Genomic DNA, 19,891 nt, shown 5'->3' with positions numbered 1-19,891 from the left:
TGACACCGCCATCAGAAGAAGGTCAGGCCAACCTGGAAAAGACGCTCCACCTCGCGGATACGGCGCTTGTCGATCACGAACAGGATGACATGATCGCCCGATTCCACGACCACATCATCGTGGGCGATCAGTACCTCCTTGCCGCGTATCACGGCGCCGATGGTGGTGCCGTTGGGCAAGTCGATCTCGTCGACGGTGCGTCCCACCACCTTGGAGGAGCGCGAGTCGCCGTGGGCGATCGCTTCGATCGCCTCGGCGGCACCGCGCCGCAGCGAGTGCACGTTGACGATGTCGCCGCGCCGTACGTGAGTCAGCAGGCTACCGATGGTGGCCTGCTGGGGGGAGATGGCGATATCGATCTCGCCGCCCTGTACCAGGTCGACGTAGGCGGCATTGTTGATCAGCGTCAGCACTTTCTTGGCGCCGAGCCGCTTGGCCAGCATCGACGACATGATGTTGACCTCGTCGTCGTTGGTCAGCGCGCAGAAGATGTCACAATCCTCAATGTTCTCCTCCAGCAGCAGCTGCTTGCTGGTGGCACTGCCATGCAGCACCACGGTGCGGTCGAGGCGCTCGGAGAGCGTCGTACAGCGGTCGAGGTTATGCTCGATGATCTTGACCTGATGGCTATGCTCGAGATTTTCGGCCAGCCGTTCGCCGATGTTGCCGCCGCCGGCGATCACCACTCGACGGAAGTCGCGGTCGAGGCGCCGCAGTTCGCTCATCACCGCGCGGATGTCGCGGCGGGCGGCGATGAAAAATACCTCGTCGTCGGCCTCGATCACCGTGTCGCCGCGCGGGATGATCGGACGATTGCGCCGGTAGATGGCGGCCACCCGGGTATCCACGTTGGGCATGTGGCGGCGCAGGAAGCCGAGCTCCTGGCCCACCAGCGGCCCGCCGTAGAATGCTTTGACGGCGACCAGCTGCGCCTGGCCTCCGGCGAACTCCAGCACCTGCAGGGCGCCGGGGTATTCGATCAGGCGGCGGATATGGTCGGTGACGACCTGCTCGGGGCTGATCAGCACGTCGATCGGCACGGCGTCGTGGGCAAAGAGACCCTTGCGGGTCAGGTAGGCGTTGGCGCGTACCCGGGCGATCTTGGTCGGGGTACGAAACAGCGTGTGGGCGACCTGGCAGGCGATCATGTTGACTTCATCGGAGTTGGTCACGGCGATCAACATGTCGGCATCTTCGCCGCCGGCCTGGCGCAGGATCATCGGATAGGAGGCCGGGCCCGAGACGGTACGGATGTCGAGGCGATTGTGCAGCTCGCGCAGCCGCTTGCCGTCGGTATCCACCACGGTGATGTCGTTCTCTTCGTGGGCCAGATGTTCGGCAAGCGTACCGCCGACCTGTCCGGCGCCGAGAATGATGATCTTCATGCCGCACGCATTCCATTACGTAGGTGCGCACAGCATAAACCACGCCATTGACGATGGACAGGCGGGTGCCGTCAAGGACGGCACCGAGGGTCAATCGAGGGTGAAGCCAACTTTGACGGTGACCTGCCAGTGGGCGACCCGACCATGCTCGATATGGCCACGGGTATCGGTGACCTCGAACCAGCGCATGTCGTGCAGGGTTTGGTTGGCGCGTCCGAGCGCCTGGGCGACGGCGGCCTCAATGCCGTTGGGAGAGGATCCGGTCAATTCGATATGCTTGTAGACGTGGTCGGACATGAATGGCTCCTTGCCTGAAAAAATGAAAGCTCCGGCTGCCGGGTCATCTCCTCCGGTAGCCTCTCCAGTATAGGGCTCAATACCGCCGACCTTGCAAGTCACGCCTGGTGAGGCACTTGCCGTTACGCCTGCTTCTCCAGTCGTGCGTAGAAGAAGCCGTCATGCCCCCCCTCACGTGGCAGCAGTTGGCGTCCGGCCCCCGCGGTCCGGCCCCAGGCGACATCCTCAGGCGTGGTCACGCGGGCATCCGGGGTGCGCGCCAGGAAGGCCTCGACCTGCTCGGTGTTCTCCGCCGGGAGTACTGAACAGGTGGCGTAGAGCAGGGTGCCGCCCGGGGCCAGTGTCTGCCATAGCGTGTCGAGCAGGTCGGCCTGCAGGCTGGCCAGATGACGAATATCTTCGGGACGACGCAGGCGCTTGATGTCGGGGTGACGGCGAATCACGCCGCTCCCCGAGCAGGGCGCGTCGAGCAGGATCGCATCGAAGGGCGCCCGGTCCCACCACTCGAGGCCGCTGGCATCGGCATGCTTGAGCGTGGCATCGAGGCCCAGGCGGTTGAGCGTCTCGGTAACCCGCTCAAGACGGGCTGCATCGCTGTCCAGTGCGGTAAGGGAGATCTCGAAGACCTCCAGCAGATGCGCCGTCTTGCCGCCCGGCGCACAGCAGGCGTCGAGCACCCGGGCACCGGGGCGGGGTGCCAGTGCCGGCCCCAACAGTTCCACGGCGAGTTGGGCGGCTTCGTCCTGGACGCTGATCTCGCCCTCGGCGAAGCCCGGCAGAGAGCGTACGTCGCACGGCTCCTCCAGGGTCAGGCCATCCGGAGCGTGCTGGCAGAGTTGGCAGCCCAGTCCGCTCTCGGCCAATCGCTCGCGGTAGCGTTCGCGATCGCCATGCCGGCGGTTGATACGCAGCGTCATGGGGCCCGGCTGGTTGTTGGCGATGGCAATCTCGCGCCAGTCGTCGGGCCATGCCTGACGCAGCAGCTTGAGCCACCAGGCCGGATGCAATAGCGCCACGCAGGGGTCACGGTCGACTTTCTCCTGCAGGGCGCTGCTTTCACGCTGCAGACGGCGCAGACAGCCATTGATGACCGCCGTGGCCCACGGCTTGTCGAGCAGGCGCGCGGCACCTGCGGTCTCGCCCACCGCGGCATGCGCCGGCACGCGTAGATAGAGCAGCTGATAGATGCCGAGCAGCAGCAGGGCGTGAACGTCGCGGTCGCGTGACTTGAAGGGGCTGCGCAGCAGCTCGCCGGTGAGGGCCTCGAGGCGTGGCAGCGTACGGCATACCCCATAGCAGAGGGCGCGCAGAAAGGCACGGTCGCGTGCGCTCACCTGCTGCTCGTCGAGGCGTGCAAGCGAGCCCTGGCTGGTCAGTACCGGGATCAGGCCACGAGCGGCGGCAGCACGCACGGCCTGGCCATTGGCGGGGGCTTGAAACGTGTCATTCATGCACTCGGCTCCTGTGATGATGCCTTGGGCTCGCCCAGGCGTGTCAGCGCGGCAAATCGCTCGCCCCGAGCATTGAGCAGGTCGCGCGCGTCGAGCGGCTTGCCGCCAGGCAGCTGGGCGCGCGTCACCCGCAAGATATCGCGTCCCTCTTCACCGCAGGCGATGCGCAACGCACCCCCCGACGTGGGCAGCAGCATGCCGGGCGGCGTTTCGGTGGGGTCGTCGGGCAGGCGATCGCCGCACTCGGCGAACCACAGTCGTAGCGGTTCACCCTCCAGCAGCGTCCAGGCCACCGGCCAGGGGTTGAAGGCGCGGATGTGCGCGGCAAGCTCGCTTGCCGGCCGGGTGAAGTCGAGTTCGGCCTCGGCCTTGGAGAGCTTGGCTGCGTAGGTGACGCCGCTTTCTGGCTGCGGCGTGGCCGTGAGGCCCGATCCGGCCAGGCCATCGAGCGCGGTCACGATCGCTTCGCCACCGAGCGTGGCCAGTATGTCGTGAAGTTCGCCGCCGGTAGTGGTAGCGGTGATCGGTGTACGCCGCTCGAGCAGCATCGCGCCAGTATCGAGCCCTGCATCCATCTGCATGATGGTCACGCCGCTCTCGCTGTCGCCCGCCTCGATGGCGCGTTGTATGGGCGCGGCACCGCGCCAGCGCGGCAGCAGCGAGGCATGCACGTTGAGACAGCCCAGCCGAGGCGTGTCGAGCACCACCTGGGGCAGCAGCAGACCGTAGGCCACCACCACCATGATATCGGCGTCGTGGGCGGCAAGCTGCGCCTGGGCCTCGGTACTCTTGAGTGTTACCGGCTGATGGACGGGCAACCCATGGGCGAGGGCCAGCGTCTTGACCGGACTTGGAGTGAGCTTGCGCCCGCGCCCGGCGGGGCGGTCGGGCTGGGTATAGACGGCCACGACGCGGTGCGTGCTGGCGAGCAGCGTCTGAAGACTTGCGGCTGCGAAGTCTGGCGTACCGGCAAAGATGACGCGCAGGGGTTGGGTCATGGAATGAGCCTTGGCTAAGTCACTTTCATCAATGACATCATGATAGCGGATTGTGGCTGCAAACGGCGAAGGCCGGCCCGGATGTGCCCGATGCCGGCCTTCGCGCCAAGGCGAGCAATGTCAGTTGTCCTGCATCATCCGGTGGCGCTTCTGCATCTTCTTGAGTACTCGATCACGCTTGAGCGGCGAGAGGTAATCGACGAACAGCACCCCTTCGAGGTGATCGTACTCATGCTGAATGCAGTGGGCGAGCAGGCCGTCGGCCTCGAGTTCGTAGGGATTGCCGTCGCGGTCGAGCGCCTTGAGATGGACGCGCAGAGCGCGGGGCACCTCGGCATAGTATTCAGGGATCGACAGGCACCCCTCCTGCAGGGGTTCGCGTTCGTCGCCAAGCGGCGTATATTCGGGATTGATCATTACCCGAGGCTCCCCCTGGCCGTCGCTGACATCCATCACCACGATGCGGCGATGCACGTCGACCTGGGTCGCGGCCAGGCCAATCCCTCGTGCGTCGTACATGGTTTCGAGCATGTCGTCGACCAGTCGACGTACCTCGTCATCGACCTCGGAGACCGGGACGGCCTTGGTGCGCAGGCGCTCGTCCGGAAATTCGAGAATGGGTAACTTGGCCATGGCGTTGAAATCACCGTTATGCTGTATTCGGGAAATATGACCCCTAGTGTAGAGGGCCTTAACGGACAACGATACTGCCGACTATTTTACGCGGCATGATAGGATTCGACTATCAAAGTCTTGGAAAATTAAACGCCTCGATAACGTCAGCGTTTACGCTGCTCGACCCTTCATCGAACGCGACAGGTGTCGATAACAACCAGAGGCGATAATAACGGCATGGTGCGCAGGAGTACGAACATGAGAATCACCACAGCCCGTTCGCGGCGCTGGGTCGGGGTTGGGCTTGCCTGGTTGGTGGCCGGTCTATGCCTGGCGATGAGCGGTGCAAGCCTGGCGCAGAGCGGGCTGCGAGATGACGCCCCCCGTCGCTACAGCGTGGTGAGCGGCGACACGCTATGGGATATTGCTGGGCGCTTTCTTCTTCACCCCTGGCAGTGGCCGCAGGTCTGGCAGGTCAATCCGCAGATCAGCAATCCCCACCTGATCTATCCGGGCGATACGGTCTATCTCTACTATCAGGATGGCCAGCCGCGCCTGGGGCTCGAGCGGGGGCAGGGGGTGGTGCGCCTCTCCCCCGAAGTGAGACGCACGCCACGTCGCGAGGCGATCCCACCGCTGCCGCTGGAGTCGGTGCAAACCTTCCTGGCCGCCCATCGAATTCTCGATGATCCCGCCCAGGCCGCCGATCTCGCCTATGTGGTGGCGGGCGACGACCGGCGCCTGATCAGTGGTGCGGGCGACAGGCTCTATGCCCGCGGCGAGATCGCCGATAGCGGCCTGCTGGGGGTGTATCGCGAGGGGGAGCGCTACCAGCATGCCAGCACCGGCGAGTTCCTTGGTCTGGAGTTGCAGAGTATCGGTCAGGCCCGCTGGGTGCGCGGCGAAGGGGACATTACGCTGCTCGAGGTGGTGTCGGCACGCGAGGAGGTGCGCGGTGGCGACCTAGTCATGCCGCTCGAGGCGGCTTCGCTTGCCACCGAGTTCCATCCTCGGGCACCGGAGGGCGAGATCGAGGGCCGGATACTCTCGGTGCCGGGGGGCGTACACTTCGTCGGCCGCCTCGACGTGGTGGCGCTGGATCTGGGGCGGCAGGATGGCCTGGCACCCGGTCATGTGCTGGCGGTCGAGCAGCGCGGTGAGCTTACCAACGATCCGGTCACTGGCGAGTCGCTGCGCCTTCCCGGCGAAGAGGCGGGAATGGTGATGGTCTTCCGCAGCTACGATAGGGTCAGCTATGCACTGGTCATGCAGGCCAGCCGCACGCTGTCGGTAGGCGATAGAGTGCACAACCCGGAGCGCCGCGGCTGGTTGGCCCAGTCTCCGGCGCGACCCTGAGGCAGCGGCCATGACCACGCTGTCCGACCTGCTTTCCGATCCTTTGCCGAGCGGCCTTGGCTTGAGCGATAGGCAGTGGCTGGTGCTCTCCGCGCTACCAGGCATGGGGGCACGTCGCCTGGCGCGATTGGCCTGCGAATGCCCTGTGTGGCCCGACGGCTGGCTCTCACGCCTACCCGAACAGGCCGCCAGCGCCTTGCGATTGTGGCTCGATCATCCTCAGCGCAGCCCCTTCGGTGCGCTGTTCGATGGTCTGGACGCTTGGCTCACCGCCGATCCACGCAATACCCTGCTGCATCCCGACCACCCCGCCTGGCCGGCGCTGCTGGCTCAACTGCCCGACCCGCCTGGCGTGCTATGGGCGAGCGGCGATCTCACCGCTCTTTCCTTGCCTACGCTTGCCATCGTCGGTTCGCGGCGCCCGAGTCGCGAGGGGCTTCATCAGGCTCACCGCTTCGGTCGTGAGCTTGCCGAGCGCGGCTGGTGCGTGGTCAGCGGCCTGGCGCTGGGGGTCGACGGCGCCGCGCAGGAGGCGGCATTGAACACCCGGGGACGAAGCATCGCCGTGCTCGGCTGTGGTGTAGATGTCATCTATCCGCCTCGCCATGCCACGCTCTACCGTCGCCTGCTCGACGAGGGCGGCTTGCTGCTCTCGGAGCACCCGCCCGGCACGCGTGCCAGGCCGGCCTTCTTTCCGCGCCGCAACCGTATCGTCACCGGTGTGTCGCTCGGTGTGCTGGTGGTCGAGGCAGCCGAGAAGAGTGGGTCGCTGGTCAGTGCACGCCTGGCCATCGAGCAGAATCGCGAGCTCTTCGCGCTGCCCGGTTCGTTGAACAATCCCCAGGCGCGTGGCTGCCTGAACCTGATACGCGAGGGTGCCGTGCTGACTACCTGTGTCGACGACATCCTCGATGAACTGGGCCATTGGGCGGAAACACCCGGGACTCGGTCAGCTGCCCCGGCAGTCCCGGGAAGCGATGACGACGATCCGATGCTTGGCTGGCTCAGCGATGTGCCGACGCCGCTCGATGCACTGGTCACGTTGACAGGGCAGGATGTCACCGCCTGTCAGCTGCAGCTGCTGGAGCTGGAGCTCGAGGGACTCGCCACTCAGGCCGCCGGCGGCTGGATTCGCCTGCCCCGGTAGCCATGCTAGACTCGGTATTTCCACATTCGATCAGGAACGAACGGTGTCGCATGAGTGAACCTGCCAACAGGAGCGCATCAGTCTCCTTTGCCGCCAAGGCCCTGCGTCAGGGAGGAGTGGTCGCCTATCCCACCGAAGCGGTATGGGGCCTGGGTTGCGATCCCTGCAACGATGTGGCGCTGACCGCCCTGTTGCGGCTCAAGCAGCGCGATCCGGCCAAGGGCATGATCCTCATCGCCGGTGATATCAACCAGTTCGCGCCCTATCTGGAAGGATTGCCCCTCGAGCTGCACGCGCCGCTGGTAGCCAGCTGGCCGGGGCCCAACACCTGGCTGGTGCCGGATAACGGCCACGCCCATCCGCTGGTGCGCGGGGGTCATGATCGTGTGGCGCTGCGCGTCAGCAACCATCCTCTCGTGCAGGCGCTGTGTGCCGCCTTCGAGGGGCCGGTCGTGTCGACTTCGGCCAACCACAGTGGCGAAGCGCCCGCCATGACGGCGGACGATATAGCCGAGTGCTTCGGCGGCGAACTCGCGGCGATTCTCGAGGGAGAGCTTGGCGGGCTCGAGCGCCCCAGCACCATCCGCGATCTGGTCAGCGGACGCGTGCTGCGCTGCTGAATACTCTTTCCAGCTTATCTACCGGAGGCCTCGTGGCGCACGCCAATCTCGAAGCGGTCAAGACCTATCTGCTCGATCTTCAGGATCGTCTTTGTCGAGCGCTGGCCAGCGAAGATGGCCAGGCCGAGTTTCAGGAGGAGGCTTGGGAGCGCGCCGAGGGTGGCGGTGGCCGCTCGCGAGTGATCGAAAATGGCGGTGTGTTCGAGAAGGGGGGAGTCAACTTCTCGCATGTGTTCGGCGAGCGATTACCGCCTTCGGCAACGGCCGTACGGCCCGAGCTCGCCGGCCGCAGCTTCCATGCCGTAGGCGTTTCCTGGGTATTGCATCCGCATAATCCCTGTGTGCCCACCAGTCATGGCAACGTGCGCTTCTTCATCGCCGAGAAGTCGGGTGAGGCGCCGGTATGGTGGTTCGGGGGCGGCTACGACCTGACTCCCTTCTATCCGGTGCTCGAGGACGTACAGCACTGGCACCGGGTGGCGCGAGCGGCCTGTGCGCCTTTTGGTGACGAGATCTACCCGCGCTACAAGGCGTGGTGCGACGAGTACTTCTATCTCAAGCATCGCGACGAGACCCGGGGCGTTGGCGGGTTGTTCTTCGATGACCTGAACGAGGGCGGCTTCGAGCCCTGCTTCGCCTTCCAGCGTGCCGTCGGCGACAGCTTCATCGAGGCCTACCTGCCTATCGTCCAGCGCCGCCGCCATGACGACTATGGCAAGCGCGAGCGCGATTTCCAGCTCTACCGGCGCGGCCGCTACGTGGAGTTCAACCTGGTGTGGGACCGCGGCACCTTGTTTGGCCTGCAGAGTGGCGGGCGCACCGAGTCGATCCTGATGTCGATGCCGCCGCTGGCGGCCTGGCACTACGGCTGGGCCCCCGAGCCGAAGAGCGCGGAAGAGATCCTCTACCGCGACTATCTCAGGCCTCGCGACTGGCTGGGTGAGCTCGAGGGAGAGACAAGCGCAGGGAAGGAGCGCGCATGAACGATCGCTACGCAGTCTTTGGTCATCCGATAGGGCATTCCAAGTCCCCTGCCATCCATGCCGCCTTTGCCGAGCAGACCCGCCAGGAGATCGACTACCGCGCCATCGAGGCGCCGCTGGATGGCTTTACCGAGGCCTGGCGAAACTTCGCCGCCTCGGGTGGGCATGGCGCCAACGTGACCGTGCCGTTCAAGGAGGAGGCGTTTCGTCTCTGCGATACCCTCAGCGGCCGCGCCCGACGTGCCGGCGCGGTGAACACCCTGGTGCTGGGCAAGAATGGCCTGACCTACGGCGATACCACCGATGGCGTGGGCTTGGTGCGCGATCTCGAGCGGCATGCGGTTCCGCTGGCGGGAGGGCGTGTGCTGGTGCTGGGGGCCGGCGGGGCGGTGCGTGGAATTCTCGAACCGCTGCTCGAGAAGGGACCGGCGAGTATCACTCTCGTCAATCGCACGCCGCAAAAGGCCGAGCGGCTGGCGGAGGACTTCGCCGACCTGGGGGCCATTCAAGGCGCTGGCTTCGATGCCGTGACCGGCCGCTACGACGTGGTCATCAACGGTACCAGTGCAAGCCTTGCCGGGGATCTTCCGCCACTGCCCGACGCGCTGTTCGCCGAGCATGCCACCGCCTACGACATGATGTACGGCGCCGAGCCTACCGTCTTCCTGCGCTGGGCCGGCGAGCGCGGTGCGCGTTGTATCGACGGCCTCGGCATGCTCGTCGAGCAGGCCGCCGAGTCGTTCTTCCAGTGGCGAAATGCCCGCCCCGATACCGCGCCGGTGATGGAGGCCCTGCGTCAGGCGCTATAACGTTTTCAGTACTTGGTATCAGCGCCGCTTGGTATACAGCCCCACCATGCACATCACCAGCCCCAGCACCGACAGCAGCATGCCGCCGTTGACCAACAACGGATGGCGCTCGAGCCATGAGACGAAGGGCTGGGGGGTGTCGCGGCACCGCCGCTCGTAATAGTCCCAGTAACCGCCGGAGAGCGTGCACTCGCGCACATCCCCCAGCTCCCAGAAGTAGACCCCCATCAGCATGAAGAGGGGGGTCACCAGCAGTAGCAGGCCCAGGCGCATCATCAGGTGTCTATCACCTTAGCCGGGACGCTGGCAGTTGGGCTGGCGTCCGGCGCTGCGCGCCTGCTCATAGCGCGCCAGGGCGTCACCCATGTTGGCCTCGAGACCGGCCATGCGCTGGCCCTGGCTCGGGTGAGTCGACATCCATGCCGGTGGCTGGCCGCCACTCGCCGACTGCATGTTCTGCCACAGGGTGATGCTGGCCCGGGGGTCGAAGCCGGCATCGGCCATCAACTGCAGGCCGATGACGTCGGCTTCGCTCTCGTGACGACGCGAGAAGGGCAGCAGGATGCCGTATTGGGCGCTGGCACCGAGCAGCCCCATCATCTGCTCGCTCTGTGCGCCCTGCAGGCCGGCGACCGAGGAGAGTACCGACAGGCCGGCCTGGGTCGCCGACTGGGTCGAGACGCGCTCGTTGGCATGGTTGGCCATGACGTGACCGATCTCGTGGCCGACGACCGCGGCGAGCTGGTCCTGGTCGGTGGCAATATTGAGCAGGCCAGTGTGCACACCCATGTAGCCGCCGGGCAGGGCGAAGGCGTTGGCCGAGTCATCCTGGAACACGCGAATCTGCCAGTTCTGGTTGCGATAACGCTCCGGCAGCGCCTCGACCAGCGCATCGGCGATGCACTCGGCATAACGATGAGTCGCCCCGCCAACCACGGTCAGATCCTGCTGATACTGGTCGAAGGCCTGCTGGCCCATCTGATTGAGCTGCTCATCCGAGTAGAGAGTGAACTGCTGGCGGCCGGTGGGAGAGCTGCCGCAAGCGGCCAGAGAGAGACACAGTGCGCCAACGGCGAGTCGGGAAGTCCAACGCATGGATAAGGCCTCGTCATGCCCGTTGCTCGCCCGATGTCAGGCGAGCGATGGACGTAAGCGGATAATGTGCCACAAGATACCCTGATGTTGTCAGAGGTCAACCATCAACGAGGCGGCCACGGTCTACTCATCATCGAAGTACAAGGAGCAGAGAACATGGATGCCGAGCTGTCGCAGCGTCTACTCGAGTTACTCGATCGTGCCGAGGCATGGCTGCCGCCGACGCCGCCGCGCATCGACTGGGAGAGCGATGTCGCCGCGTTATGGCAGCGCAATGCGCTGGGCGGGCAACTGCTGCCTGTCCAGGTGCGCGACGCCCTGACCCTGGATGACCTGCTGGGAGTGGCGCGCCAGAAGCGGGCGCTGCTCGACAATACCCGCGCCTTCCTCAAGGGGTTGCCGGCCAACCACGCGCTGCTGTGGGGGGCGCGTGGCAGTGGCAAGTCGTCGATGGTGCGCGCCCTGCTCAATACCCTGGCCGGGGAGGGGCTGCGATTGATCCAGGTCGACCGTCACGACCTGGTGGGCCTGCCGTTGCTGGTGCAGCAGCTGCGTGATGCGCCGCAGCGCTTCGTCGTCTACTGCGACGACCTCTCCTTCGAGGGCAACGACGATGCCTACAAGGCGCTCAAGAGCGTGCTCGACGGCACCCTGACCGGCCCCCCCGAGAACGTGCTGCTCTACGTCACCTCGAACCGCCGCCACCTGCTGCCCGAGTCGCTGGCGGACAACGAGGCCACCCGGCTGGTCGGCGACGAGCTGCACCATGGCGATGCGGTAGAGGAGAAGATCTCGCTGTCGGATCGCTTCGGGCTGTGGCTCGCCTTCCACCCCTTCAACCAGGCGACCTACCTGGAGGTGTGCGAGCACTGGGTCGTGCGAATCGGCGCGGCGAGCGACTGGCACGCCCTGGCGCGGGAGGAGGCGATACGCTTCGCCACCCTGCGCGGCGGGCGCAGCGGCCGCGCCGCCTGGCAGTTCGCCTGTCAGTGGGTTGGCCGGCAGCGCTTGTCTGGCTAGCCTTGCGGCTGGAGCTGGCCGTTTTCGCCCACGGTGAGACGCACGGTGGGCATGAACAGGCCAGCCGGCAGGCTGACCCCGAGACCGCGGATGCCGCCGGGGGTGATCGAGAGTTCGCTGCCCACCGGCAATTCGCCACGATTGGCGAGTTGGCTTGCCAGCTGCACCATGGGCGCGAAGCGTTGACGGTCGCCGAGCACATCGAAGCTCACCGGCAGACGCAGGTCGGCGTCGTCGCCCGGTGTCAGTGCCACGCGCTCCTCATAGCGTCCGCTGACCGCCTCTGCATCAGGCACGTTCAGCGTCCAGGCGAAGCCATTGAGCTCTACCGGCGGCATGCCGCTGGGCAGCCCCAGTCCCAAGGCTAGCGTGGCCTGGATCGGCAGGCTGCCAGTACCCAGGGCAGAGCCGATCAGAGAGGTGATATCGCGGGTATCGAGTCCGGCCCGGATGGGATAAGGGCCGATACGCACCTCCTCGACGCCCAACGAGGTGATCGCCAGGCGCATGGCGAAAAGGCCGGTCTGCGGTAGCGCCAGGCAACCAGCGAGCAGCAGGGCCAGGCCGCTGGGCAGCAGCAGGCGCCAGCGGCGGCGCAGACGAAAAGCGAGAAACGACATGATCACGGACTCCTGAGCGTGGAATAATGGCCGGGGCGCTCCCGGGAGCGGTCGCAGGACGCGCGCATTCTCAGGGGCAGTGTAGCTGGCTACCAAGTAATTTCGCGTCGTGCTGCCGCCGTCAACGATTTGCCAAGGAATGCCGATGATGGCGAGATGGAAGACAAGGCTGTTGGGTTTTGCGTTGGCGCTACTGACGACGACCTTGAGCGGTTCGCTGATCCAGACACAGGTCAACCTGGCGGCAATTGCCGCGTTGGGGGCCGAGGTCAGCCTGGCAATGCGATTGGCCACCAGTGCGCAGGACCTGGTCGGCTTCGCCCCGCTCTACGCCGCCATGGTGGCGGTTGCGCTGGCGGGTGCGCTACCGCTGGCGGCGCTGAGTCGGCGCTGGCTGCCACTGCCGGCCGGCATGCGCTTTGCTTTGGCCGCGGCGCTGGGGCTGTGGCTGGCATTTGTCGTCGCCGATCTTCTGGCGCCGATGCCCACGCTGATTGCCGCGACGCGCAGTCTGGCGGGTACCCTGGCGATGTTGGGTGGTGCTGCGCTGGGTGGTTTTCTCTATACCCGCTATACCTGCTGCCGCGTCGGGAGGGGTTCATGAGGTGTTGGCATGCGCTAGGCCTGTGGCTGGCGGCGCCGCTATTGACTGGGCTTGCCCATGCTGACTACCGGGTCGAGCGCGTGGCCGAGGGGCTCGAATACCCTTGGTCGCTGGCCTTCCTTCCCGATGGCGGCATGCTGGTAACCGAGCGCCCTGGGCGACTGCGCCTGATCGATAGTCAAGGCCAGCTGCGCGAGGCACCGCTGGCCGGGGTGCCGAGAGTGTTCGCCGAGGCCCAGGCGGGGCTGTTCGAGGTGATGCTGGCGCCGGATTTCGCCGAGAGCGGGCTGCTCTACCTGAGCTATGCCTATGGCGACCTGAGCGCCAACAATACCTGCCTGGGGCGGGCGCGCTTCAATGGCGAGCGTCTGAGTGGCGGCGAGGTGCTGTTCTGCGCACTGCCCGCCAAGCGTGGCGCATCGCACTATGGCGGTCGTCTGGCCCTGCTGCCTGACGATACCCTGGTGCTGACCTTGGGCGACGGGTTCGACTATCGTGAGGAGGCGCAGAACACCGGCAATCATCTGGGCAGCCTGGTGCGCCTGACACTGGATGGCCGGGTGCCGGAGGACAATCCCTTCCACGGCGACGAGACAGCGCGTCCCGAGCTCTACAGCCTGGGCCATCGTAACGTGCAGGGCATCGTCTACGATGCCGAACGCGACGAACTGCTGATCAACGAACATGGCCCGCGCGGTGGCGACGAGCTCAATCGAATCGAGCCCGGCGCCAACTACGGCTGGCCGCTGACCACCCATGGCGTCGACTACACCGGAGCGCGAATCACCCCGTTTCGCGAGTTGCCGTCACTGGTGTCGCCCTTGTTGCACTGGACGCCTTCGATCGCTCCGTCGGGGATGGCGCTCTACCGTGGCGAGGCCTTTCCCGACTGGCAGGGCGATCTGTTCGTCTCGGCGCTGGCCGGTCAGCAGGTGCGCCGCTTGATCCGCGAGGAGGGCCAGGTAGTCGAGCAGCAGATGCTCTTCGAGGAGCTCGGAGCGCGTATCCGCGACGTCAGGGTCGGCCCTGACGGCTACCTCTACCTGCTCACCGATCACGCCGAGGGGGCGCTGTTGCGAGTGGTGCCCGCGCCTGAGTAAGCGCTTGATACGCCAAGGGCGCCTGAGTCAGGCGCCCTTGATAGTTCAGACGAAAGTGCACACAACCGTAGGCCGTCAGCGCCGGCTCTTGCGCGCCTCCTTGGTGCGCCCCAGCTCACGCTTCTTGGCTTTCTCTCGATCGCTGGCGTTGGCATCGGCATCGAAGGGGTTCTTGCCGGAGCGGAACTCGAAGCGGATCGGCGTGCCGCGCACCTTGAGCACCTTGCGGAAGGTGTTGGTGAGATAGCGCTTGTAGGCTTCCGGCAGCGAGTCGGTCTGATTGCCATGCACCACGATGATCGGCGGGTTGCTGCCGCCCTGGTGGGCCATGCGCAGCTTGATGCGCCGTCCATGCACCAGCGGCGGCTGATGCTCGCTCACCGCGTCCTGCAGGATGGTCGTCAGGCGGTTGGTCGACCAGTGACTGTTGGCCGAGGTGAAGGCCCGCTCGATCGAGGGATAGAGATCCCCCACCGCCGTACCGTGCAGCGCCGAGATGAAGTGCAGCTCGGCGTAGTCGGCAAAGCCCAGGCGGCGTTTGATATCGGCGCGCATCTTCTCCTTCGCTTCGCTCTCCAGGCCATCCCACTTGTTGACTGCCAGCACCAGCGCACGCCCGGAGGTCAGCACGTAGTCGAGCAGATGCAGGTCCTGCTCGACCAGTCCATTACGCGCGTCGAGTACCATGATCGCGACATGGCACTCCTTGATCGCCTCGAGAGTCTTGATGATCGAGAATTTCTCGGCGATCTCACGGACGTTCTTGCGCCGCCTGACGCCTGCGGTATCGATCAGCACATAGGGCTTGCCACGCCGCTCGAAGGGGATCTCGATGGCGTCGCGGGTGGTGCCGGCCTCGTCGAAGACCACTACCCGCTCTTCGCCGAGCAGGCGGTTGACGAGCGTCGACTTGCCAACGTTGGGCCTGCCAATCACGCCGATACGAATGCCGTTGCTGAGATCCGCCGGTGCGGCATTCTCCTCGCGCTCGGGGAAGGGCTCGAGTACTTCGTCGATCAGTGAAGTGACATTGCGCCCATGCGCGGCAGCGATGGGGCGAGGGTCGCCGAGCCCTAGGCTCCAGAAGTCGGCAACCGCGGCGTGCTCCTCCAGGCCGTCGGTCTTGTTGACCACCAGCCAGGTCTTCTTCTGATTGACCCGCAGGTGGTTGGCGATGGCTTCGTCGGCGACGTTGAGACCGGCTCGGGCATCGACCAGGAACAGTACGATATCGGCCTCGTCGATGGCCATCAGCGACTGCTCGGCCATGGCAGCGTCGATGCCCTCTTCGTCACCGCTGATGCCACCAGTGTCGATCACAGTATAGATCTTGTCGCCAAGCTGGCCGTTACCGTACTTACGATCACGGGTCAGGCCGGGAAAGTCGGCCACCAGCGCGTCCCGTGTGCGGGTCAGCCGGTTGAAGAGAGTGGACTTGCCGACATTGGGTCGACCGACCAAGGCGATGACAGGGTTCATTGCGTCTCGCGTATCTGCAGGGCTTCAAGGCGGCCATCATTGGCCATGGCAAAGATCCAACGGCCATCGGTGAGCGGACGCACGCTGATGCCTGATTTGTTGATGCGGGTGCGTCCGACGAGATCGCCGCTATTGCGATCCATCAGGTGGACGTAACCTTCGAAGTCGCCAAACACCAGCCGGTTGCCGGCAAAGGCCGGGGCGGTGGGCCAGCGTCCCTCAAGTGCCTCCGAACTCCACAGCAGGCGCCCGGAGAGCGCATCCAGGGCGAGCACGTGGCTGGCTGCGTTGACAGTATAGAGGGTATCGCCGACCAGCAGCGGCGAGAGATGGCTTGAGTGCTCACGTTCCCACAGGACCTCGCCACTGGTCGCTTCGAGCGCGAGCAGGCGACCGTTGTAGCTGGTCACGTAGAGTCGGCCATCGGGTGTCAGCAGCGGCTGACCGTTCAGGTCGACCAAGCGGTCCACTTCGCTACGCCCTTGGGGGACTGCTACGCGCATGTCCCACAACGGTTGTCCGCTGGCATTGTCCAGTATCGCCAGGCGGCCATTGGCGAAGCCGACGAAGGTGATCGGATCGATGACCTGCGGTGTACCGGTGCCGCGCAGGGTCAGGGCGGGTTGCGAGGTGGTATGCACCCATACCTCTCGGCCCGTGGCACGATCGAGGGCGGTGACGGCACCATCGACGCTCTGCACCACTAGAAGCTGGTTGTTGGCCTGGGGAGCGGCCAACACTTCGCTGGTGACCCGGGCACGCCACAGCACCGTGCCATCGTTCTGGTCCAGCGCCAGCACTTCACCATTGCGCGTGCCCAGGTAGAGCTGACCGGCCATGGCGGTCAGGGCGCTGGAGACAGATGTCTCGATCTCCTTGCGCCATAGGGTCTCGCCGCTCTCGGCCTGAATCGCTCTCACCTCGCCGCGCTCATCGGCAGCGAAGAGCGTGCCGCCCTCGCGTGCCGGTGCGATAGGGTAGATGGCGCGCCCGAGGCCGCGGCCGATGCGCTGGTTCCAGGCGCTACGCATCTCGGCCTGGGCCTCGATGCGGGTGAGCTCCGTGGGAGGATACTGTGGCTCCACCTTGCCGGCACAGCCCGCCAATAGCGACAGCGCAAGAGCGGCGATCAAATAGGTCGGTTTCATAGGGTGGCATCCTCTGCGCCGAGATTGTCGAGCTTGAGTTGTACGCCATATAGCGACTGGCCAGACTCGATGGAGAGCGCCATGGCCTGGCGGTAGGCGTTGCGCGCATCGTCCTCGCGGCCAAGTGCCAGGTAGGCATCACCGCGAATATCCGACGCCTGGGCCGCCAGCGAGTCGGGAATGCCGCTGTCGAGGGTGGCCAATGCCGCCTCGCCATCACCCGTCACCAGCTGGATGCGGGCCAGACGCAGGCGTGCCAGGCCACGTACGTAATCGCGGCTGCTGGTATCGATGATATCGCCAAGCGCGGCACGCGCCGCCGCGAGGTCGCCTTCGGAGACGGCCAGACGCGCTTCGATCAGTTGGGCAAGCTCGGCATACAGCGTGCGGCCGTGGTTGTCGGTGATCTCGTCGATCAGCCCACGCGCCTGTGCATGCCCGGCTTCATCGAACTCCTCCTGGGCGGTGAGGGTGATCAACTGCTGGTAGCGGTCCGAGGCGGCATAGGTCTGATTCTCCTGATAGTTCTGCCAGGCGTTCCAGCCCAGCACCCCGGCGATGGCAAGCGCGATCCCTGCGATCAGCGAGGTACCGTTCTCTTTCCACCAGCGCTTGATCGCATCAAGCTGCTCTTCTTCGCTTCTCAGCTCCGCCACGGGCGGTCTCCTCTGATTCGGGTTGCCGGCCACCTGCGCACAGGTGGCCAATACGATGGGTGCCTCAGCCTTTCAGGCCAAGCAGCTCGGGTAACTGCGAGACCAGGGCGTCCCGGGCGAGCGTCAACTGTTCGCGATCGTCGCGCAGGAACTTCACCGTCACGCTGCCCTGGGCGACTTCATCCTCGCCAAGCAGCAGCGCCAGGCGGGCGCCGCTCTTGTCGGCGCGCTTGATCTGGCTCTTGAAGCTGCCACCGCCACAGTGGACCTGGACGCGCAGCTCGGGCCGTTCGTTGCGCAGGGTCTCGCCAAGCATGAGCGCGGCGCGGGTGGCGCACTCGTCCATGCCGAGCAGATACAGGTCGGGGAGCGTGCGTGCCTCGTCGGGTACCAACTCGAGTGTCTCGAGCAGCAGCACCAGACGCTCGATGCCCATGGCAAAACCCACCGCGGGAATCGGCTTGCCGCCAAGCTGCTCCACCAGGCCGTCGTAGCGCCCGCCAGCACACACCGTGCCCTGGCTGCCGAGTGCGGTGGTGGTCCACTCGAAGACGGTGCGCGAGTAATAGTCCAGGCCGCGCACCAGCCGCGGGTTGAGCGTATAAGCGATACCGGCCTCGTCGAGAATCGCCTTGAGCTGTTCGAAGTGCTCGCGGGATTCGGTGTCGAGATGATCCACCAACTGGGGCGCATCGGCGAGCATCGCCGCCATGTCGGGATTCTTGGAATCCAGGATGCGCAGCGGATTGCTCTTGAGACGGCGCAGCGAGTCCTCGTCGAGCACATCGCGGTGGCGCTCGAAATAGGCTACCAGGGTCTCGCGATAGGCGGCGCGGGCATCGTTCGAGCCCAGCGAGTTGAGCTCGAGCGTCACGTGCTCGATCAGCCCGAGCTGTTTCCATAGTCGGGCCGAGAGCAGGATCAACTCGGCATCGATATCGGGGCCCTGCATACCGAAGGTTTCCACACCGACCTGATGGAACTGGCGATAGCGCCCTTTCTGCGGACGCTCGTGACGGAACATCGGTCCCTGGTACCACAGTCGCTGCGTCTGATTGTGCAGCAGGCCATGCTCCATGGCCGCCCGCACGCAGCTGGCGGTGCCTTCGGGACGCAGGCTCAGGCTATCGCCATTGCGATCCTCGAAGGTATACATCTCCTTCTCGACGATATCGGTGACTTCGCCAATGGAGCGTGAAAAGAGGGCGGTCTGCTCGACGATGGGTGTGCGGATCTCGTCATAACCATAGCGCTGCATCAGTGCCCGAACCTGGCCTTCGAAATACTGCCACAGGGAGGATTGACCGGGCAGCAGGTCGTTCATGCCACGAATGGCCTGGATCTTCTTGGTGCTCAACACGTGCTCCTTAACGTTTCGCTCGCCAGATCCTCAGGGGAGGCGGGCGATGACATTCTGCTCCGACAGCTCTTTTTCGCGAATCTTCTCACGAATCAGCGCCTCGAGATCGTCGACCAGATGCTCGTTGCGCAGCTTCGAGGCCGGCTTGCCATCGATGTAGACCAGGTTGGCCGGGCTGCCGCCGGTAAGACCAATGTCGACCTCCTTGGCTTCGCCCGGGCCATTGACTACGCAGCCGATCACCGACACATCGAGCGGCGTCAGGATGTCGTCGAGGCGTGCCTCCAGCGCATTCATGGTGCCGATCACGTCGAAGTTCTGACGCGAGCAGCTGGGGCATGCGATGAAATTGATGCCCTTGCTGCGCAGCCGCAGGCTCTTGAGCATGTCGAAACCGACCTTGATCTCCTCGACCGGGTCGGCGGCAAGCGAAACGCGAATGGTATCGCCAATGCCATCCATCAGCAGCATGCCCAGACCGATCGACGACTTGACGGTCCCCGAGCGCAGTCCGCCGGCTTCGGTGATGCCCAGATGCAGCGGCTGTTCGATCAGCGTGGCAAGCTGGCGATAGGCAGCGACGGCCATGAATACGTCGCTGGCCTTGACGCTGACCTTGAATTCATGGAAATCGAGACGCTCGAGATGGTCGATATGGCGCATTGCGGATTCGACCAACGCTTCGGGCGTCGGTTCGCCGTACTTCTTCTGTAGATCCTTCTCAAGCGAGCCGGCGTTGACGCCGATGCGGATCGGGATGCCGTTGTCGCGAGCGGCACTGACCACCGCCTTGACGCGATCCTCGCGGCCGATATTGCCGGGATTGATACGCAGGCAGTCGACCCCCAGCTCGGCGACACGCAAGGCGATCTTGTAGTCGAAGTGTATGTCGGCGACCAGCGGGACATCGACCTCGCGCTTGATCTTGCCGAATGCCTCGGCGGCATCCATGTCGGGCACCGAGACGCGCACGATATCGGCGCCGGCGGCCTCGAGCTGGCGGATCTGGGCCACGGTGGCGGCGACATCGAGGGTGTCGGTATTGGTCATGCTCTGCACGGCGATGGGAGCGTCGCCGCCCACGGCTACCTTGCCGACATGGATCTGTCGTGACACGCGACGTTTGATCGGAGATTGAGCGTGCATGG

General features: G+C 65.1%; 20 protein-coding genes and 1 pseudogene. 8 read left to right on the top strand and 13 right to left on the bottom strand.

Annotated elements, in window-relative coordinates; all coding sequences use genetic code 11:
• Positions 1-11: 11 nt before the first annotated feature.
• The 5 genes and pseudogenes from trkA to def form a co-directional block, all read right to left on the bottom strand.
• Positions 12-1,388 (bottom strand): annotated as a pseudogene (gene trkA, locus HJD22_RS03310) (Trk system potassium transporter TrkA); the annotation flags it as partial.
• An 87-nt stretch (positions 1,389-1,475) separates the two neighbouring features.
• A complete protein-coding gene (locus HJD22_RS03305; RefSeq protein ID WP_208654229.1) occupies positions 1,476-1,682 on the bottom strand; it encodes a dodecin in 207 nt (68 codons plus the stop codon).
• A gap of 122 nt (positions 1,683-1,804) precedes the next feature.
• Positions 1,805-3,133, bottom strand: a complete 1,329-nt coding sequence (gene rsmB, locus HJD22_RS03300) for a 16S rRNA (cytosine(967)-C(5))-methyltransferase RsmB (RefSeq protein ID WP_208654228.1) — start codon at positions 3,131-3,133, stop codon at positions 1,805-1,807.
• Complete coding sequence (fmt, locus tag HJD22_RS03295) at positions 3,130-4,131, bottom strand: methionyl-tRNA formyltransferase (protein ID WP_208654227.1); 1,002 nt, start codon at positions 4,129-4,131, stop codon at positions 3,130-3,132. The genes rsmB and fmt overlap by 4 nt, the downstream gene beginning before the upstream one ends.
• A 120-nt stretch (positions 4,132-4,251) precedes the next feature.
• On the bottom strand, positions 4,252-4,764 hold the full coding sequence (gene def, locus HJD22_RS03290; protein ID WP_208654226.1) for a peptide deformylase: 513 nt from the start codon (positions 4,762-4,764) through the stop codon (positions 4,252-4,254).
• A gap of 240 nt (positions 4,765-5,004) precedes the next feature.
• Between def and HJD22_RS03285 the strand changes: the two genes are divergently transcribed.
• The 5 genes from HJD22_RS03285 (at position 5,005) to aroE (ending at position 9,661) form a co-directional block, all read left to right on the top strand.
• Positions 5,005-6,102, top strand: a complete 1,098-nt coding sequence (locus HJD22_RS03285) for a LysM peptidoglycan-binding domain-containing protein (protein ID WP_208654225.1) — start codon at positions 5,005-5,007, stop codon at positions 6,100-6,102.
• Between the two features lie 61 nt (positions 6,103-6,163).
• Positions 6,164-7,249 (top strand): DNA-processing protein DprA, encoded by a 1,086-nt coding sequence (gene dprA / locus HJD22_RS03280; RefSeq protein WP_208656750.1) that lies wholly within the window; start codon positions 6,164-6,166, stop codon positions 7,247-7,249.
• 50 nt (positions 7,250-7,299) lie between these two features.
• Positions 7,300-7,869 carry an L-threonylcarbamoyladenylate synthase gene (locus HJD22_RS03275; protein WP_208654224.1) on the top strand — a complete coding sequence of 190 codons (570 nt, stop codon included), beginning with the start codon at positions 7,300-7,302 and terminating at the stop codon, positions 7,867-7,869.
• Between the two features lie 32 nt (positions 7,870-7,901).
• Entirely contained in the window at positions 7,902-8,852 is a 951-nt protein-coding gene (gene hemF, locus HJD22_RS03270; protein ID WP_208654223.1) for an oxygen-dependent coproporphyrinogen oxidase, read from the top strand.
• Positions 8,849-9,661 (top strand): shikimate dehydrogenase, encoded by an 813-nt coding sequence (aroE, locus tag HJD22_RS03265; protein ID WP_208654222.1) that lies wholly within the window; start codon positions 8,849-8,851, stop codon positions 9,659-9,661. The genes hemF and aroE overlap by 4 nt, the downstream gene beginning before the upstream one ends.
• Positions 9,662-9,679: 18 nt before the next feature.
• Here the strand turns inward: aroE and HJD22_RS03260 are convergent, their stop codons facing one another.
• Together HJD22_RS03260 and HJD22_RS03255 are read right to left on the bottom strand one after the other, a co-directional pair.
• Positions 9,680-9,937, bottom strand: coding sequence for a hypothetical protein (locus HJD22_RS03260; protein WP_208654221.1), 258 nt, complete (start codon positions 9,935-9,937; stop codon positions 9,680-9,682).
• 15 nt (positions 9,938-9,952) lie between these two features.
• The gene (locus HJD22_RS03255) at positions 9,953-10,756 is read right to left on the bottom strand and encodes a M48 family metallopeptidase (RefSeq protein ID WP_208654220.1); all 804 of its coding nucleotides are present in this window, start codon (positions 10,754-10,756) and stop codon (positions 9,953-9,955) included.
• 156 nt (positions 10,757-10,912) lie between these two features.
• Between HJD22_RS03255 and HJD22_RS03250 the strand changes: the two genes are divergently transcribed.
• Positions 10,913-11,776, top strand: coding sequence for an ATP-binding protein (locus tag HJD22_RS03250; protein WP_208654219.1), 864 nt, complete (start codon positions 10,913-10,915; stop codon positions 11,774-11,776).
• On the opposite strand, the gene HJD22_RS03245 is transcribed toward HJD22_RS03250, so the two are convergent.
• Positions 11,773-12,396, bottom strand: a complete 624-nt coding sequence (locus tag HJD22_RS03245; RefSeq protein WP_208654218.1) for a hypothetical protein — start codon at positions 12,394-12,396, stop codon at positions 11,773-11,775. The genes HJD22_RS03250 and HJD22_RS03245 overlap by 4 nt on opposite strands.
• A 145-nt stretch (positions 12,397-12,541) precedes the next feature.
• Here HJD22_RS03245 and HJD22_RS17760 point away from each other — a divergent pair, with 145 nt between their 5' ends.
• Both HJD22_RS17760 and HJD22_RS03235 read left to right on the top strand, forming a co-directional pair.
• Positions 12,542-13,000: a hypothetical protein gene (locus HJD22_RS17760; protein ID WP_208654217.1), complete on the top strand. Its 459-nt coding sequence runs from the start codon at positions 12,542-12,544 to the stop codon at positions 12,998-13,000.
• Complete coding sequence (locus HJD22_RS03235) at positions 12,997-14,100, top strand: PQQ-dependent sugar dehydrogenase (protein ID WP_208654216.1); 1,104 nt, start codon at positions 12,997-12,999, stop codon at positions 14,098-14,100. The genes HJD22_RS17760 and HJD22_RS03235 overlap by 4 nt, the downstream gene beginning before the upstream one ends.
• 75 nt (positions 14,101-14,175) lie before the next feature.
• Here HJD22_RS03235 and der read toward each other — a convergent pair whose 3' ends face one another.
• From der to ispG, 5 genes are all read right to left on the bottom strand, one after another.
• On the bottom strand, positions 14,176-15,579 hold the full coding sequence (gene der, locus HJD22_RS03230) for a ribosome biogenesis GTPase Der (RefSeq protein WP_208654215.1): 1,404 nt from the start codon (positions 15,577-15,579) through the stop codon (positions 14,176-14,178).
• Positions 15,576-16,727, bottom strand: coding sequence for an outer membrane protein assembly factor BamB (gene bamB, locus HJD22_RS03225; RefSeq protein ID WP_208654214.1), 1,152 nt, complete (start codon positions 16,725-16,727; stop codon positions 15,576-15,578). Before bamB ends, der begins: the two co-directional genes overlap by 4 nt.
• Positions 16,724-17,383: a tetratricopeptide repeat protein gene (locus tag HJD22_RS03220; protein WP_208654213.1), complete on the bottom strand. Its 660-nt coding sequence runs from the start codon at positions 17,381-17,383 to the stop codon at positions 16,724-16,726. Before HJD22_RS03220 ends, bamB begins: the two co-directional genes overlap by 4 nt.
• A gap of 64 nt (positions 17,384-17,447) precedes the next feature.
• Positions 17,448-18,740, bottom strand: a complete 1,293-nt coding sequence (gene hisS / locus HJD22_RS03215) for a histidine--tRNA ligase (RefSeq protein WP_283101552.1) — start codon at positions 18,738-18,740, stop codon at positions 17,448-17,450.
• Positions 18,741-18,773: 33 nt separating this feature from the next.
• Positions 18,774-19,889, bottom strand: coding sequence for a flavodoxin-dependent (E)-4-hydroxy-3-methylbut-2-enyl-diphosphate synthase (ispG, locus tag HJD22_RS03210; RefSeq protein ID WP_208654212.1), 1,116 nt, complete (start codon positions 19,887-19,889; stop codon positions 18,774-18,776).
• Positions 19,890-19,891: the final 2 nt, after the last annotated feature.

Origin of the sequence: Halomonas sp. TA22, from assembly GCF_013009075.1 — a bacterium.
Classification (GTDB): Bacteria; Pseudomonadota; Gammaproteobacteria; order Pseudomonadales; family Halomonadaceae; genus TA22.
This window is presented reverse-complemented; position numbering and strand designations above follow the sequence as displayed.